Origin of the sequence: Kribbella orskensis (assembly GCF_004342085.1) — a bacterium.
Taxonomy (GTDB): Bacteria; Actinomycetota; Actinomycetes; order Propionibacteriales; family Kribbellaceae; genus Kribbella; species Kribbella orskensis.
Genome location: NZ_SLWM01000032.1, coordinates 20,556 through 34,552 on the forward strand (window position 1 = coordinate 20,556; position 13,997 = coordinate 34,552).

Here is a 13,997-nt window from a genome sequence, read left to right on the forward strand (position 1 = left end):
TCCCAGAGCCTGGCTTTGCGGCCCGGGAATGACTAGCCTTCCCAGCCATGACGACCGTCCGCGCCAGGGTGACGATCCTGGTCTCGTCCACCGTGCTCTGCCTCGGAACCGCAACTGGTACCGCAACAGCAGCCCGGATCCCGGATGGGCCTGACGCACCAAGCGCTGCCGCCCCCACCGTCGCCGACGACGCCGCTGCCACGAGCGCGGCCGCCGGCGTCCCGCCGCACGTCGATCCGCGCACGCGCAGCACCCAGCCGGTCTACGACTACGCGGGCGCGATCCGCGAGTCCGTCTACGTCGACACCACCATGGACACCGATTCCGACGGCGCCGACGACGTAATCGCGGTGGACATCGTCCGGCCGCGCGAGACCGCCGCCGCCGGGCTGCAGATCCCCGTCATCATGGACGCCTCGCCGTACTACTCCTGCTGCGGACGTGGCAACGAGAGCGAGAAGAAGACCTACGACGAGTCCGGCGCGATCCAGAAGATGCCGCTGTACTACGACAACTACTTCGTCCCGCGCGGGTACGCGGTGGTCGGCGTGGACATCGTCGGCACCAGCCGTTCCACCGGCTGCGGCGACGTCGGCGGCAAGGACGAGATCGACTCGGTGGTCGCGGTGATCGACTGGCTGAACGGCCGGAACACCGCCCGCACCGGCGACGGCCAGCCGGTCAAGGCCACCTGGACGAACGGCTCGGTCGGCATGATCGGCAAGTCGTACGACGGCACCCTGGCCAACGGGGTCGCCGCGACCGGCGTGCGCGGGCTGAAGACGATCGTGCCGATCTCGGCGATCTCCTCCTGGTACGACTACTCCCGCTCCGGCGGTGTGCCGTACTCGGTCGACTACATGCCCTGGCTCGGCGGCTACGTCGGTCACGACACGCCCGCGTGCGACGCGGTACGGGCCGATCTGGGCGAGCAGGACGACGACGAGACGGGTGACTACACCGCTTTCTGGGCCGAGCGGGACTATCTGAAGGACGCCCGCAACGTGAAGGCGTCGGTCTTCCTGACGCACGGCCTGAGCGACTACAACGTCCAGACCAACCACTTCGCCCAGTGGTGGGATGCCCTGGGCAAGAACAAGGTCCCGCGCAAGATCTGGCTCGGCCTCGAGGACCACGTCGACCCGTTCGAGTTCCGCCGCGACGAGTGGGTGGACGAACTGCACAAGTGGTTCGACTACTGGCTGCAGGGCCTGCAGAACAACGTGATGCGCGAGCCGGTCGCGACTGTCGAGACTGCGCCGGACGTTTGGAAGAACTACAACACCTGGCCCGCTTCGCCGAAGACCGTGCCGGTGCCGCTGGCCGCCGGCAAACTAGGTGCCTCCGGCAAGGGAACCGTCACGGTGACGGACGACCCCACGCTGACCGAGGACACCATCGTCGCCACACCGTCCGACGTCATCGCCGGGCGGCAGATGTTCCTGTCCGCACCGCTGCCGGCCGCGATCCGGGTCAGCGGCACGCCGACGGTGACGCTGCGGATCAAGGCCGACTCGCCCACCACGCCGATCACCGCGCGCCTGGTCGAGTACGGACAGGCCGAGCGGTACTCCGGTGTCCGCCGGACCGGTGTCGAGACGTGCGTCGCGCCGCAGTCGCAGTACGACGACGCGTGCTACTTCACCGTGCAGAAACTGACGGAGGACAGTGACCACGGCATTGTCAGCCGCGGCTGGATCGACGCGGCCCACAGTGCCTCGCTGAGCAAGCCGCAGCCGCTGACGCCGGGCACGTGGACCACGGTCACGGTTCCGCTGCGGGCGCAGGACCAGGTGATCCCGAAGGGCCGCGTGCTCGGCCTCGCGGTGACCTTGAGCGACACCGAGTGGACCACCCCGAACGACACCGGCGCGTCCATCGACATCGACCTGGCGAACAGCAGGCTGAACCTTCCGATGACCGTCGGCAAGGTCGCCGCCCCGACCAAGGCCGAGCCGATCGAGGTCCGGATCACCACCCCGAGCGAGCGCCCCGACCTGCACGACCCGCTGCGCTGACGTCATACTTACCTCGGTGAAGTAAATCCCTCCACGACGGGAACCGAGGTCGCATGCGCCAGCACGAGGTCGTCCACGCCGTAGCCGGATCCAGCGCGCCGGGGCAGCAGTCGAGCACTCCGGGACGGCTGTGGTTCTCCCGCCCCGCGACCAGGTGGTTCGAGGCGCTGCCGATCGGGAACGGCCGGCTGGGCGGGATGGTCTACTCGGGCGACCGGGGCGAGCGCATCCAGTTGTCGGAGTCCACCGCGTGGTCCGGCGCGCCCGCGGACACCGACGTGAGCCCGACGGCGCTCGAGCACCTGCCGACGATCCGCGGACTCCTCCTCGCCGGCCGGTACGCCGAGGCGCAGGCCCTGGCCGGCGAACACCTGCTCGGTACACCGACTTCCTTCGGCACCAACGTCCCGCTCCCTGAACTCCAGGTGACCTTCGACGCCGAAGGTGAGCCGACGCGGTACGAGCGGTCTCTCGATCTGCAGGACGCGATCGTTCGGACGACGTTCCAGCGGGACGGGATCACCATCGAGCGTGAGGTGTTCGCGTCGCACGCGGATGGGGTGATCGTCGTGCGCCTGGCTGCAGACACCACCGGCGCTCTGAGCTTCGAGCTCTCCTTCACCGAGGACGTGATCCCCGGTCAGGTGACGACCGAGGGCGACACGATTCGCCTGCAGGGCAACGCGTTCGAGGAACTCCACAGCAACGGCAAGGTCGGTTCGACGCTCGACCTCCGCGCCCAGGTGTTGCCCGACGACGGCACGGTTGTGGCCGAAGGCAACCACTTGATCGTGCGGAATGCCACCGGTGCAACGATTCTGGTCGCCGTCGGCTCCGACTGGCTCGGCGAGGATCCGGCCGAGCGTCCGACCCGCCTGTTGGAGCACGCCTCCTCGGTCGGCTACGAGGCACTGAAGCAGGCACACCTCGACGACTACACCCCGCTGATGAGCCAGGTCGGTCTCGACCTCGGCCGTAGCGACAGCGCAGTACGAGAGTTGCCTACCGATGAGCGGCGAGCGTTGCTTGCCAAGGGTGGCGAGGACCCGGAGTTGCTCGCGCTGTACTTCCAGTACGGGCGCTATCTGACGATCGCGGGCTCGCGCGCCGACTCGCCGCTTCCCCTTGCCCTGCAGGGAGCCTGGAATGACGGCCGGGCGGCCGGTGGTCCGTGGACGAACGACTTCCACCTCGACATCAACACCCAGCAGAACTACTGGGCCGCCGAGATCACCGGCCTCGGCGAGTGCCAGCTTCCTTTGTTCACCCTGATCGACGGACTCCGCGCGAGCGGGCAGAAGACCGCCACGCAGCTGTACGGCGCACCCGGCTGGGTCTCGCACACCGTCTCCAACGCCTGGGGGTACTCCGCGCCGGGATGGGGACTCGGCTGGGGTCTGCATGTGACCAGTGGGATCTGGATCTCCCTTCAACTGTGGGAGCACTTCGAGTACAACCGCGACCTCGGCTTCCTCGCGGACCGCGCCTACCCGGTACTCCGCGACGCGGCCGAGTTCTTCCTCGCCTACCTGACGGAAGACCCTGCGACCGGCCAACTACTGAGCGGACCGTCGGACTCACCGGAGAACTGGTACCTCTCGCCCGACGGCGACCAGTGCTCGCTCTCGATGGGCGCGACCTGCGACACCGTGCTGATCGAGGCACTCTTCAGGATCTGCACGGAGGCGTCCGACCTGCTGGGCGTCGACGAAGAACTGCGGAGCCGGCTGGAGGCCGCACGCGAGAAGCTGCCGCCCTTCCAGATCGGCAAGCACGGCCAACTGCAGGAGTGGCTGGTCGACTTCGACGAGGCTGTGCCGAGCCATCGGCACACCAGTCACCTGATCGCGCTGTACCCAGAACGCCAGATCTCTCCGCGGCTGACCCCCGAGCTCGCGCGCGCCGCCGAGGTCACCATCGAGCGGCGGCAGAACGCCGAGGGCTGGGAGCAGACGGAGTGGGTCGAGGCGAACCTGATGACCTACTACGCCCGCTTGCTGGACGGCGACCTCGCGCTGCGGCACCTGCTCGGCCTGATCGGTGACGCCAGCGAACACAACCTGATGTCGTACTCCGCCGGCGGGATCGCCGGTGCGGAGCACAACATCTACTCGTTCGACGGCAACGCGGGCGGCACCGCCGGGATCGCCGAGCTGCTCGTCCAGTCGACGAGCGAGGAGATCGAACTGCTCCCCGCGCTTCCCAGCAGCTGGCGGGACGGTTCGGTGCACGGCCTGCGGGCTCGCGGCGGATTCGTCGTCGACGTCACCTGGCAGAACGGCCGCCTGGTGACGGCCCGGATCACCAACCCCCACGAGGCGAGTGTCCGGGTCCGTCAGGGTGACGAGCTGCTCGACGTCACCATCGCCGCGGGCGCGACCGTGGAGATCACACCGGTCTAGCCGGGAGGTTGCGCCTAGCTGGGAGTTCCGTCGGCGACGAAGTGCATCGGGTCGCCGAAACCCAGGTCGGTGATTCCGGCGGTGTAGAAGGCGCCGATCAGCAGCGAGCGACGGTGGGCCGCGAAGGTCAGCACGTGCGCGACCATGCCGCCGTAGGTGAACACCCGCGGCGGTTCGCAGGTGGTGTCGACGAAGCTCTCGTCGAAGCGGCCCTCCTCGTTGAGTGCCGTGACCAGGGCAACGAACCGCGACCCCGCGTCGGCATGCCGGGTGCGCAGCTCGGAGATCGGCGTGGTCACCGGCTGCTCGCAGTCCGGCACCTGGAACGGGCGGTCGGCGACGGACGCAAGCCACATCTCCTCCTGCCACACCAGCCGGTCCAGCAGGTACCGGATCGACACGTCGTCGTCGATGCCCTCCACCGACAGCTCGATCGGCCGGTCCAGCGTCGCCGCGTCCAGCCGGCTCCCGCGCTCGATCAGCTCGCCGGTGAGCCAGACGTGGTGCTCCACCATCCTGACCAGTACGTCCATTCCCCTCGCCTCTTTCCGTGCGGGCAGGCGCAGGCCTGCCGGTGGATGGAAGTGAACCCCGCTCGGCGCCGCCAGGAAGAACCGCCGCGACGGCTCCCGGCGCCACTCGCGCGGTGACATCCCGTACGCCCGGCTGAACGCGCGGGTGAACGCCTCGTGCGACCCGTAGCCGGCGTCGATCGCGAGATCGAGCACCCCGACGTCCTCCGCGAGCAGCCGGTACGCCGCCCGTTCGAGCAGCACCCGGCGCCGGAAGGCCGACGGTGACTCGCCCATGGCGGCGGTGACCACCCGGGTCAGGTGGCAGCGCGACAGGTAGGCCCGGCGCGCGAGGTCGGCGCCTTTCGTCGCCGGCTCGTCCAGGCTCTCGGCGACAACCTCGACGAAGGCCGCGAACACGTCCGTTGAGTTCATGTCCTCACTCTGCCCGCTCCGGCGGCTCCCGGACTTGATCGATTGTGCTCAGCTCCCCGCGGCCCAGCAGCGCGGCGAGTAAAACAGGATGGCGGAGTACTCCGCGATGTGTAGTAGTCTGCTCGGCAGAGCACCGCGAGGATCGGTCTGAGGGGTCCGGTCCTTGCGGTGCACGGACAGCGGAGGTGGACGCGTTGGACACGAGCCAACTGCTCAAAGGCGTGCTGGATCTCGCCGTTCTGGCGGTGCTGCGCGACGGGGACGGCTACGGGTACGACGTACTCCGCCGGCTGCGCTCGGCCGGGCTCGAGGACGTCGCGGACGCCTCGGTGTACGGCACGCTGCGCCGGCTGTTCGCGGCCGGCGCCCTGACGTCGTACGTGCAGCCCAGCGAGGAAGGGCCGCACCGCAAGTACTACGGGCTCAACAAGATCGGCCGCGACCTGCTCGCGGAGTCCACCAAGACGTGGAACCACTTCGCCGACACCATGTCGGTGCTGCTGATCGAGGAGGTGGCGTGAACAGCACACTCGCCGGAGCGGTCGCGATGTACCTGGCCCAGATCCGCGCCGAGCTGAGCGACCTGCCTCCGGGTGAGCTCGAGGACGTGCTGGACGACGTCAGCGGCCACCTCACCGAGGTCGCCACCGAGTTCGAGGCCGAGCCGACCGTCGAGGCCCTGGAAGAACGCCTCGGCACCCCCAGGCAGTACGCGGACGAGCTCCGCACCGCGGCCGGGTATCCGCCGCGGGCCGGGCAGTCGTCCGACCAGGCCGGCTGGCCCGCCCTGCGCTGGGGACTGATCGCCGCGACCGTCGGGCCGTTCCTGGTGGTGATCGGTGGGATCTCTCCCGTGTTCATCCTGCTCGGTCTGATCACGCTCTTCGGCGCCGCCTTCCTCGGGGTTCGGGCGCTACGCGGCAACGACCCGCGGATCGTGCTGGAGACCGCCCAGGGCCAGCGGCTGGCCGCCTCGATCCGCAACCTGGTCGACCAGATCCCACCGAACCTCAGGCACGAGCTGGTCAGCATCGGTCAGCCGGTCTGGTGGGTGGCGCGCGGCGTCGTCGGTGGTGGCGGATTCTTCGCCCTCTTCGGTGCCGGTGCGGTCGCAGTGGTCGGTGCCCTGGCCGGCGCCGCGGTGTCGGTCTGGATCGGCCGCCGGACCCAGCAGGACCGCCGCTGGCTCTGGTACGTCGTCCCGCTGAACGTGGTCGCCACAGTCATCGTGCCGGCCTGGCTGGCCTTCAGCTTCGTCGGCGGCTCCGCCTACGGCCTGTCCGGCAGCTACAACGACTACCGCGGCAGCTCGGGTACCAACTACGCCCACGCGTCCGGGCTGACCATGAACGGCAACAGGATCGAGAACATCTACCCGTTCGACGAGCAAGGCCGGCAGGTCAAGGTCCGGCTCTACGACCAGGACGGCAAACCGCTCAACGTCGAGATCCGGGACTGCGTCGGGTACTGGGGCACGGACCCGTCGGGCACCCGCCCGTCCGAGAGCAACCAGTTCCCGCAGGCGATGATCCTCCCGGACTCCGAGGGCAACACCAGCGCGGACAACTGCAAAGACAGCGACAAAGCGCTGTTCATCCCGCCGGCCGCGCCGGTCTCCGGCCCTCCCACAGCGACGACAACGCCGACCCCGTCGGCCGGCACCAGCGCCAAGCCCACGACCACTCCCAGCGCGGGTGCGCCGAACTCACCGCGCCCGAGTGTGACGTTGACGATCTCGCCGACCCGCTGAAGGCACCAGAGCTGGGTTACACGTGCGCCGCTGCGACATCGCGGTACGTGTAGCCCAGTTTGCGGTAGACGGAGATCGCGGCCGCGTTGTCCCGGTCGACCATCAGCCCGGTCCGGCCGTGCCGCTTCACCAACTCGGCCGTCACGAACCCGCACACCTGGCGCGACAGCCCTTGCCCCCGCACGGATGGCCGCGTCGCCACTCCGGCCAGGAAACCCACCTCGGGTGCACTCCACGCATCAGCCGCAATGCTCAGCAACTCGCCGGCCTCACCCGTGGCAGCAGCCCAGCGCAGTACGCCGGGACGTCCGGGCCAGGCGTAGGACCCGGGAGCCGCCTCGGCGAGGAGTTCCTCGACCCCGGTGTCGCCATCGAGCCAGGCGGCCGTGGTCGTCTGGGCCGGCGCGTCCGTGGTATCCATCCAACCGAACGCAGCCGCGAACGTCATCCCCGGCACCCGCTCGGCCAGTTCACGGATGACCTGCTCGTCGCCGAACGGCCGGAAGCTCGTCCCGACCTCGGCGAGCACCTGCTCTACCAGCGGAGCCAGTTGATCGATCGGCCCACGCACTGACAGGCGATCCCGCTTCGACAGTTCGGGCGATGCCACCGCCACCGCGTCCCCGTCGTACCAGGCCCTCACGGAGCGCCCGAGGTCTCCTTGTCCGGACCAGATGATCATGGGGTCGTCGTCGGATACCCGGACCAGGTCAGCTGTTGTCGAAACCTCTCGCACGGGGCCAGGTTAGAGGGGCTTCCTCAAGCCCACCGCACCCGCTGGGGCATCCTCGGTGAACAGCGAATAGCCGGCCTTTTGGTAGAGCGCCTGGTTGCGTTCGCTCCGCGCGCCGGTGAACAGCGTCGCCTCGGTGACTCCGGCCGGCGCCTGGCTCTCGGCGAAGCTGAGCAGCCGGCGACCCAGTCCGCTGTGACGCTGATCGGGAGCCACCATCAGTCGCCCGATGTTCCAGGTATCCCCGTCCCGCTTGGCGCGGACAGAGCCGACCAGCCGCCCGCCGGACCGCACGCACCAGGTCGTCCAGGTCCGCAACGCCGCACGCACCTCGTCCTCGGACTCCACCAGCGCCGGGAGGTCGAGCGTCTCGTTGGCGATCGCCTCGTCCACCCAGCAGCACCGCTGCAACACCAGCAACTCGGGCGCGTCACCCGAAACCGCGGGGACGATCTCCAGGTCGGCCCGGTAGAGCGGGCGCAGTACGTCGGCGACGCGGGTCAGCTCGGTCAGCGCGTCCTTCGCGCGGGCGGCCAGTCGCTCGGTCTCGGTCACTTCTCCGTCGCTCAGGTCGTCCGCGATCCGCAGGAAGATGTCGCCACCGATCGAGAGCATCCGCAGCGAGGTGGCGACACCACGAGCCATCTGTACGCCGCGCGTCCCGGCCGAGGTGTTCCCGTAGCCGATGAACAGGCAGGGCTTCCACGCCCACTCCGCGCTGAGGTAGTCGAAGGCGTTCTTCAGCGTGGCGGGCATCGCGAAGTTGTACTCGCTCGTCACGAACACGAGGGCATCCGCGGCCGCCACCCGCCGGCTCCAGGCCCTCGTGTGCTCGTGCTGGTAGATGCCGGTCGCAGGGTGCTCCGGCTCGTCGAGGAACGGCAGCCCCACTTCGGCGAGGTCGGCCACGTCCACCTCTACGCCCAGGTCGATCGCCGTACCGGTCGTGGCCCGGACGAACCACGACGCCACCGCCGGACCGAGCCGGCCGGGCCGGGTGCTGGCAACCACGACGAGTACTTTCTTTGACATGTCAAAGAGCTTAGCCATGTTCTTTGATATGTCAAAGAAGTAGGATCGGGGCCGTGACCGGGACCCGATGGCTCGACACCGACGAAGAACGCGCCTGGCGGGCCGTCCGGCGGTTGCTGACCGTCGTTCCGTCCCGTCTCGCGCGGGATCTCAACCAGCTCGGGCTGTCCACCGCCGACTACGAGGTGCTCAGCACGTTGTCGGAGAAGCCCGGTCGCCGTTGGGGCCTGAAGGACTTCGCGGACAAGATGCAGTGGTCACGCAGCCGGCTGTCGCACCACGCGGCCCGGATGGAGGCCCGCGGCCTGATCGAGCGCGAGCCGGATCCCGCCGACGCCCGCGGCTCGATCTACCACCTCACCGACCACGGCTTCGAAGTACTGGCGGCCGCGGCGCCAGGGCATCTCGACTCGGTCCGGAACCGCTTCATCGACCACCTCAGCGCGGAGGAACTGGCTCTCCTGGAGCGCATCTCCACCCGCATCGCGGACCTGCCCGACTGAGCGTCAGAACTCGTGAGCGCGCTGCAGGGCGTACGGCGCGAGGTGGTGGTAGCCGCGGACGGAAACCCGGCGGAGCCTGCGCAGCCGGTACGACGGGTGGCCGTCCAAGGCGGCGGCGAGTTCGCGGTCGATCAGGACCCGGCCGGGCTTGCACTCCGAGGTCAGGCGGGACGCGAGGTTGACGACCTCGCCGTACACGTCACCGAGGCGGATCAGGATGCTGCCGTAGGAGAGGCCGATCCGCAGCTCGGGCAGGTCGCCGGCCTCGCGCATCTTGTCCTGCAGGGCCAATGCGACCGCCGCACCCTGCGCAGGGGTGTCCGTGACGAAGAGGACCTCGTCGCCGATGGACTTGATCACCCGGCCGCCGTTCACCGCGACCACTTCCGCGGCCAGGCCCTCGAAGCGCTCGATCAGCCGGCCCAGCTCCAGCTCGGACAGCCGCCGGGTCAACCGGGTGAAGCTCACGATGTCCGCGAAGCCGACCACCCGGACGCCGCGGGCGAGCTCGTCCGAGCCGGCCACCGCGCGGCCCGCCGCCGCGGCCAGGTGCCGCCGCCAGACGTAGGTCTGCAGCCGTTCCATTGCCGGAAGCAACAAAGCCGCAACCTCGATCGCGTCATCCGCCGTCAGCTTCGAGGCGCCCAGCAGCTCGAGGAACATCGCGGACTGCCAGGACGCCAGTCGGGACTGGGTCTGGCCAAGCTTGCGGGCCAGCGACGACTCGACCGCCGGGTCGATGAAGCCGTCGTCCTCCAGCGCGGCGACCAGCCGGAGCGCCTCGACATCGCCGTCGGTGAAGGCGACCTCGTCGTCCGGCACGGTCGCGAACCCGAGCGCGCGCCACATCCGCTCGGCGCGCTCGCTCGAGACCCCGGCCCGCTCGGACACCTCGATCCGGGTGAACTTGCGCTCGCCGCCGAGCAGTGCCTGCTCGAAGTCCTGCTGCAGCGCCCCGAGATCAGGCTCAGGAGCTGGACTTGTCACCGCGCCGCTCGGCGATGGTCGCGTCGATGGCGTCCCGGAAGTTCGGCAGCCGGTTCGTCAGGTCGTCGAACTTCTCCCTGGTGAAGTGGAGCAACTGGAGCCGGCTCTTCGCCGTCACGGTTGCCGTCCGCAACCGGTTCTGCCGGACCGCGACCTCGCCGGCGATGTCGCCCGCGCCCAGCTCGGCGATCTCCTCGCCCTTGACCCGGACCGCCGCCGTACCGCTGAGGATCAGGTAGGCGGCATCCGGTGGGGTCTGCTCCAGGATGAGCGACCAGCCGGCCGGCACCGAGACCTCCTCACCGGCGCGGAAGATGTCCTTGATCTCCCGTCCGGACAGGTCCGCGAACAGCGGCAGGTCCCGCGGGGACGTCCTACCCAGTGCCACGTCGATCCTCCGAGCCCGCCGGGGGGTGACCCAGCGATAGCAGGCCGATGTTTCCAGTCGGTAACTCTAACGGTCGATTCAGTCAAAGGTCACTGCCCGGCCGCTTACCCCGCGAGGAACACCGGATCGTCGTACAGGTCGGAGCCCTTCATCACAACCACCGGGCCAGGTCGTGCACGTCGATCATCGGCAGGTCCCAGCGCAGCGCGAACTGCTCCAGGTCAGCCGCGTCCGCCATCACCCCGTCCGGCCGCATCACCTCGCAGCACACGCCGACCGGCGCCAGCCCGGCCGCGACGCACAGCGCGACGGTCGCCTCCGTGTGGCCGCGCCGCTCGGCCAGCAACCCGGGCCGAGCCGCCAGCGGGAACACATGGCCAGGCTTCAGAAAGTCCTCGGCCTTGGCGTGCGGATCAGCCAGCCGACGGATCGTCGCCGCGCGATCAGCGGCACTCACCCCGGTGCCCGGCAGCGACGCCAGGTCGACCGGGACATGCATCGCGGTGCCCTGCCGATCCCCTTCCCCGGGCATCCTGGGGATCTCCAGCCGTTCCAATACCTCGACAGCGCAGGGAATCGTCGTATGCCCACAGACCTGCGTGAGCAGGAAGGTCATCGCCTCCGGCCGGAACCGCTCGCCGGCGAAGACCACGTCCCCTTCGCCTTCCAGCGTTGGGTCCCAGACCACCACGCCACCACCGGCCGCCAGTTGCGCGACCACCTTCTGTACTCCTACCGGCCCGCTCAGGTGGCCCGCCCAAGGCAGGCGAGCAACCGCTTCGAGCAGCTCGGGTCCGTGTCCTTCGCGGGCCATCCGGGTGAGCAGGTCGCTCTCCAGGTTGACCCGATCACCGGCTCCGAGATTGCCGAGATTCGTCTTGGCCATGGTGTTCGGCACCAGGACGACGGAGAACCGGTCCTTCAGCACCTCGGCGACGGTGAGGCTCACTCCGTTCAGCGCGACCGAGGACTTCGCCACCAGCCGGGCCAGCAACCGGTCTCCCGGCTTGATCCAGAGCCGCCGGCCCGCGGGTTCGTCGTCGACTCGGAGCACCTTGCCGACGCCGTCGACGTGCCCCTGGACGAGATGACCGTCGATCCGGTCACCGGCGGCCAGGGGCAGCTCGAAGTGGACCGGAGTACCGACGGTGATCCGGTCCAGGGTGGTCCGACGGCGGGTCTCGTCGGTGACAGTGACCACCAGTTCGCTGGGGGCTGCCGACTCCATCGTGAGCCGGACGCCGTCCAGGCAGACGGCGCCGCCGGCGACCAGTGGGACCTCCGGATCGACGCTGATCCGGAGGGAGTTCGCGCGCACCTCGGCGACGGTGGCGGTGGTCTCGATAAGTCCTGTGAACATGCGTTCGTTACCTCTGGGTGAGAGAGATCATCAACCAGGGACCCGGGCGGATCCGAGCAGGAGCGGGGTATCACCGCATGGCCCCGGTCGTTGCCGGATCACTCCGTCGACCGGACGGAGCAGGCGGGCCCGGGATCACTCCCTGCCGCCACACCTTGGAATCGCACCAGCAGCAGTAAAGCACAGCCCCTGCTCAGGCAACCCGACTGAGGCGTTGACCCTGGGGGCGGTCCTGGTTACGGTGTGGGAGAAATCGATTTCCCACGCGCTGGACCGCTCCGATGATCCGCCGAACGGCCATCGGCAGCCAGTGCCTGCAGCCGCAGACGGGGCGGCTTGGGCAACGGTGAGTCAGGCTGGGGCTCGGCGTCTGCGGCGGGTGCTTGAGCGGGAGCGGGGAGTACGTCGTCGTACTGGGCGGCGTGGGCCGACCAGGCGCGGGCCCGCCAGGCGGTCTTCCAGGCGTCGGGCCTCGCGGCGGATCGGCTGGGCCACGTACTCGCCGAGGATGACCCCGGAAGCCAGGGCGACGCCGATCGCCACGGCGGTCGCGAGAGTGACGATGCCGATCAGGTTGCCCTGGGTCGTCAACTCGTACATGCCCTTGTAGATGGTCAGTCCGGGCAGCAACGGCACCGTTCCGGAGACCACCACAACCAGCGGCGGGACCCCCGAACGACGGCCGAGCGAGTAGCCGCCGAGACCGACCACGAAGGCGCCGGCCGCGGTCGACCAGGCGGGGCCGAACTCGGCGCGCGTCATCAGCGTGAACACCAGCGAGCCGAGTGCACCGACGATCGCGATCGGCAGCAGCGACCGCAGCGGCGCGTACGACGCGTAGGCGAACGCCACCGCCATCAGCGCACCCGAGCCGACCATGATCGGCAGGTTGGCCAGCTGGATCGTCTGCGCCTCGATCGCCACCGGCAGCCCGAGCTTGATCCCGAGGCTGATCCCGAGCGAGACCCCGGCGATGATCCCACCGGTCAGCAACATCGCTTCCAGGCTTCGCGCGGCCGCGGTCACGTAGTACCCGGTGATGGCGTCCTGGACGGCACCGGTGAGGGCGATCCCGGCCAGCAGCATGATGATGCCCGCGGCAACGACCAGCGACGGTTTCACCGGCGCGTGCAGCGCATAGAGGATCAGCGCCACCGCGGTGGCGACGAACGCCCCGGCCACCTGCTGGTAGAACGCGGGCAGCCGCTGGCGGCTGAACCAGCGGTTGCTCAACTCGATCCCCATCGCGGTGACGAAGGCGACGAGCGTGACCAGCCAGCCACCGCCGAGCAGCAGGGTCGCGCCGCCCGCCATCACACCCCAGGCGATGACCGAGCTCCAGCGTGGGAACGGCGGGCCGGCGGACACCAGCCGTGCCAGTTCGCGGCTCGCCTCCTCACGGGTCATGTCACCACGGGTGAACCGGCGTACCAGCAGGTCGACGGCGGTCAGGCGGGAGAAATCCTGACCGCGGTAGCGGACGACGCGCACGTGGGTCTCGGGGGCTACGTCCGGCCCGGCCTGGTAAGAGATCGCGATCGAGGTGAACGTGATGTCGACCTCACAGCCGCGCAACCCGCCGGCCGCGGTGACGGCGAGGATGGTCGCGGTGGCGTCCGCCGTACCGGCGCCGCTGGACAGCACGACCTCGCCGACCCGGAGGGCCAGATCGAGGGTGCGATACACCTCGACCTGCTCATCCCGCGCCCCGCCTCGCCCCGCATCCCGCGCCCAGTCTCGCGGCTCGGCCCGTGCGCCGTCCCGCCACTCGTCCCGCGTCTCGTCCTGCACCCGCTCGCTCACCGGCTCACCGCCCTGGGCCACCGTGCTCCTTCCGTCTCCTGCGACGACGCTAACGCCCGTCGGTACGCCGTACC

The 13,997-nt window shown here is 69.4% G+C and carries 12 protein-coding genes; 5 read left to right on the forward strand and 7 right to left on the reverse strand.

The features are described from left to right. The first annotated feature begins 47 nt into the window (after window positions 1–47). Both EV644_RS40340 and EV644_RS40345 read left to right on the forward strand, forming a co-directional pair. On the forward strand, window positions 48–2,018 hold the full coding sequence (locus EV644_RS40340) for a Xaa-Pro dipeptidyl-peptidase (RefSeq protein ID WP_132196351.1): 1,971 nt from the start codon (window positions 48–50) through the stop codon (window positions 2,016–2,018). A 53-nt stretch (window positions 2,019–2,071) separates the two neighbouring features. Further along, window positions 2,072–4,420: a glycoside hydrolase family 95 protein gene (locus tag EV644_RS40345; RefSeq protein WP_132196353.1), complete on the forward strand. Its 2,349-nt coding sequence runs from the start codon at window positions 2,072–2,074 to the stop codon at window positions 4,418–4,420. A 14-nt stretch (window positions 4,421–4,434) separates the two neighbouring features. Here the strand turns inward: EV644_RS40345 and EV644_RS40350 are convergent, their stop codons facing one another. Next, window positions 4,435–5,367 carry a helix-turn-helix domain-containing protein gene (locus EV644_RS40350; RefSeq protein WP_132196355.1) on the reverse strand — a complete coding sequence of 311 codons (933 nt, stop codon included), beginning with the start codon at window positions 5,365–5,367 and terminating at the stop codon, window positions 4,435–4,437. Between the two features lie 185 nt (window positions 5,368–5,552). Here EV644_RS40350 and EV644_RS40355 point away from each other — a divergent pair, with 185 nt between their 5' ends. Both EV644_RS40355 and EV644_RS40360 read left to right on the forward strand, forming a co-directional pair. Further along, on the forward strand, window positions 5,553–5,888 hold the full coding sequence (locus EV644_RS40355; protein WP_241999372.1) for a PadR family transcriptional regulator: 336 nt from the start codon (window positions 5,553–5,555) through the stop codon (window positions 5,886–5,888). Next, complete coding sequence (locus tag EV644_RS40360; RefSeq protein WP_132196359.1) at window positions 5,885–7,117, forward strand: DUF1700 domain-containing protein; 1,233 nt, start codon at window positions 5,885–5,887, stop codon at window positions 7,115–7,117. The genes EV644_RS40355 and EV644_RS40360 overlap by 4 nt, the downstream gene beginning before the upstream one ends. A 16-nt stretch (window positions 7,118–7,133) precedes the next feature. Here the strand turns inward: EV644_RS40360 and EV644_RS40365 are convergent, their stop codons facing one another. Both EV644_RS40365 and EV644_RS40370 read right to left on the reverse strand, forming a co-directional pair. Beyond that, a complete protein-coding gene (locus tag EV644_RS40365) occupies window positions 7,134–7,853 on the reverse strand; it encodes a GNAT family N-acetyltransferase (protein WP_241999373.1) in 720 nt (239 codons plus the stop codon). A 9-nt stretch (window positions 7,854–7,862) separates the two neighbouring features. Continuing rightward, the gene (locus tag EV644_RS40370; protein ID WP_132196361.1) at window positions 7,863–8,882 is read right to left on the reverse strand and encodes a bifunctional NAD(P)H-dependent oxidoreductase/GNAT family N-acetyltransferase; all 1,020 of its coding nucleotides are present in this window, start codon (window positions 8,880–8,882) and stop codon (window positions 7,863–7,865) included. A gap of 53 nt (window positions 8,883–8,935) precedes the next feature. Here EV644_RS40370 and EV644_RS40375 point away from each other — a divergent pair, with 53 nt between their 5' ends. After that, window positions 8,936–9,385 (forward strand): MarR family winged helix-turn-helix transcriptional regulator, encoded by a 450-nt coding sequence (locus tag EV644_RS40375; protein WP_132196363.1) that lies wholly within the window; start codon window positions 8,936–8,938, stop codon window positions 9,383–9,385. A 3-nt stretch (window positions 9,386–9,388) separates the two neighbouring features. Here EV644_RS40375 and EV644_RS40380 read toward each other — a convergent pair whose 3' ends face one another. The 4 genes from EV644_RS40380 to EV644_RS40395 form a co-directional block, all read right to left on the reverse strand. Continuing rightward, window positions 9,389–10,372 (reverse strand): adenylate/guanylate cyclase domain-containing protein, encoded by a 984-nt coding sequence (locus EV644_RS40380; protein WP_132196365.1) that lies wholly within the window; start codon window positions 10,370–10,372, stop codon window positions 9,389–9,391. Then, on the reverse strand, window positions 10,353–10,760 hold the full coding sequence (locus tag EV644_RS40385) for a cyclic nucleotide-binding domain-containing protein (protein WP_132196367.1): 408 nt from the start codon (window positions 10,758–10,760) through the stop codon (window positions 10,353–10,355). The genes EV644_RS40380 and EV644_RS40385 overlap by 20 nt, the downstream gene beginning before the upstream one ends. 151 nt (window positions 10,761–10,911) lie before the next feature. Further along, window positions 10,912–12,120, reverse strand: coding sequence for a riboflavin synthase (locus EV644_RS40390; protein ID WP_132196369.1), 1,209 nt, complete (start codon window positions 12,118–12,120; stop codon window positions 10,912–10,914). 351 nt (window positions 12,121–12,471) lie between these two features. After that, window positions 12,472–13,944 carry a threonine/serine exporter family protein gene (locus EV644_RS40395; RefSeq protein WP_241999374.1) on the reverse strand — a complete coding sequence of 491 codons (1,473 nt, stop codon included), beginning with the start codon at window positions 13,942–13,944 and terminating at the stop codon, window positions 12,472–12,474. Window positions 13,945–13,997: the final 53 nt, after the last annotated feature.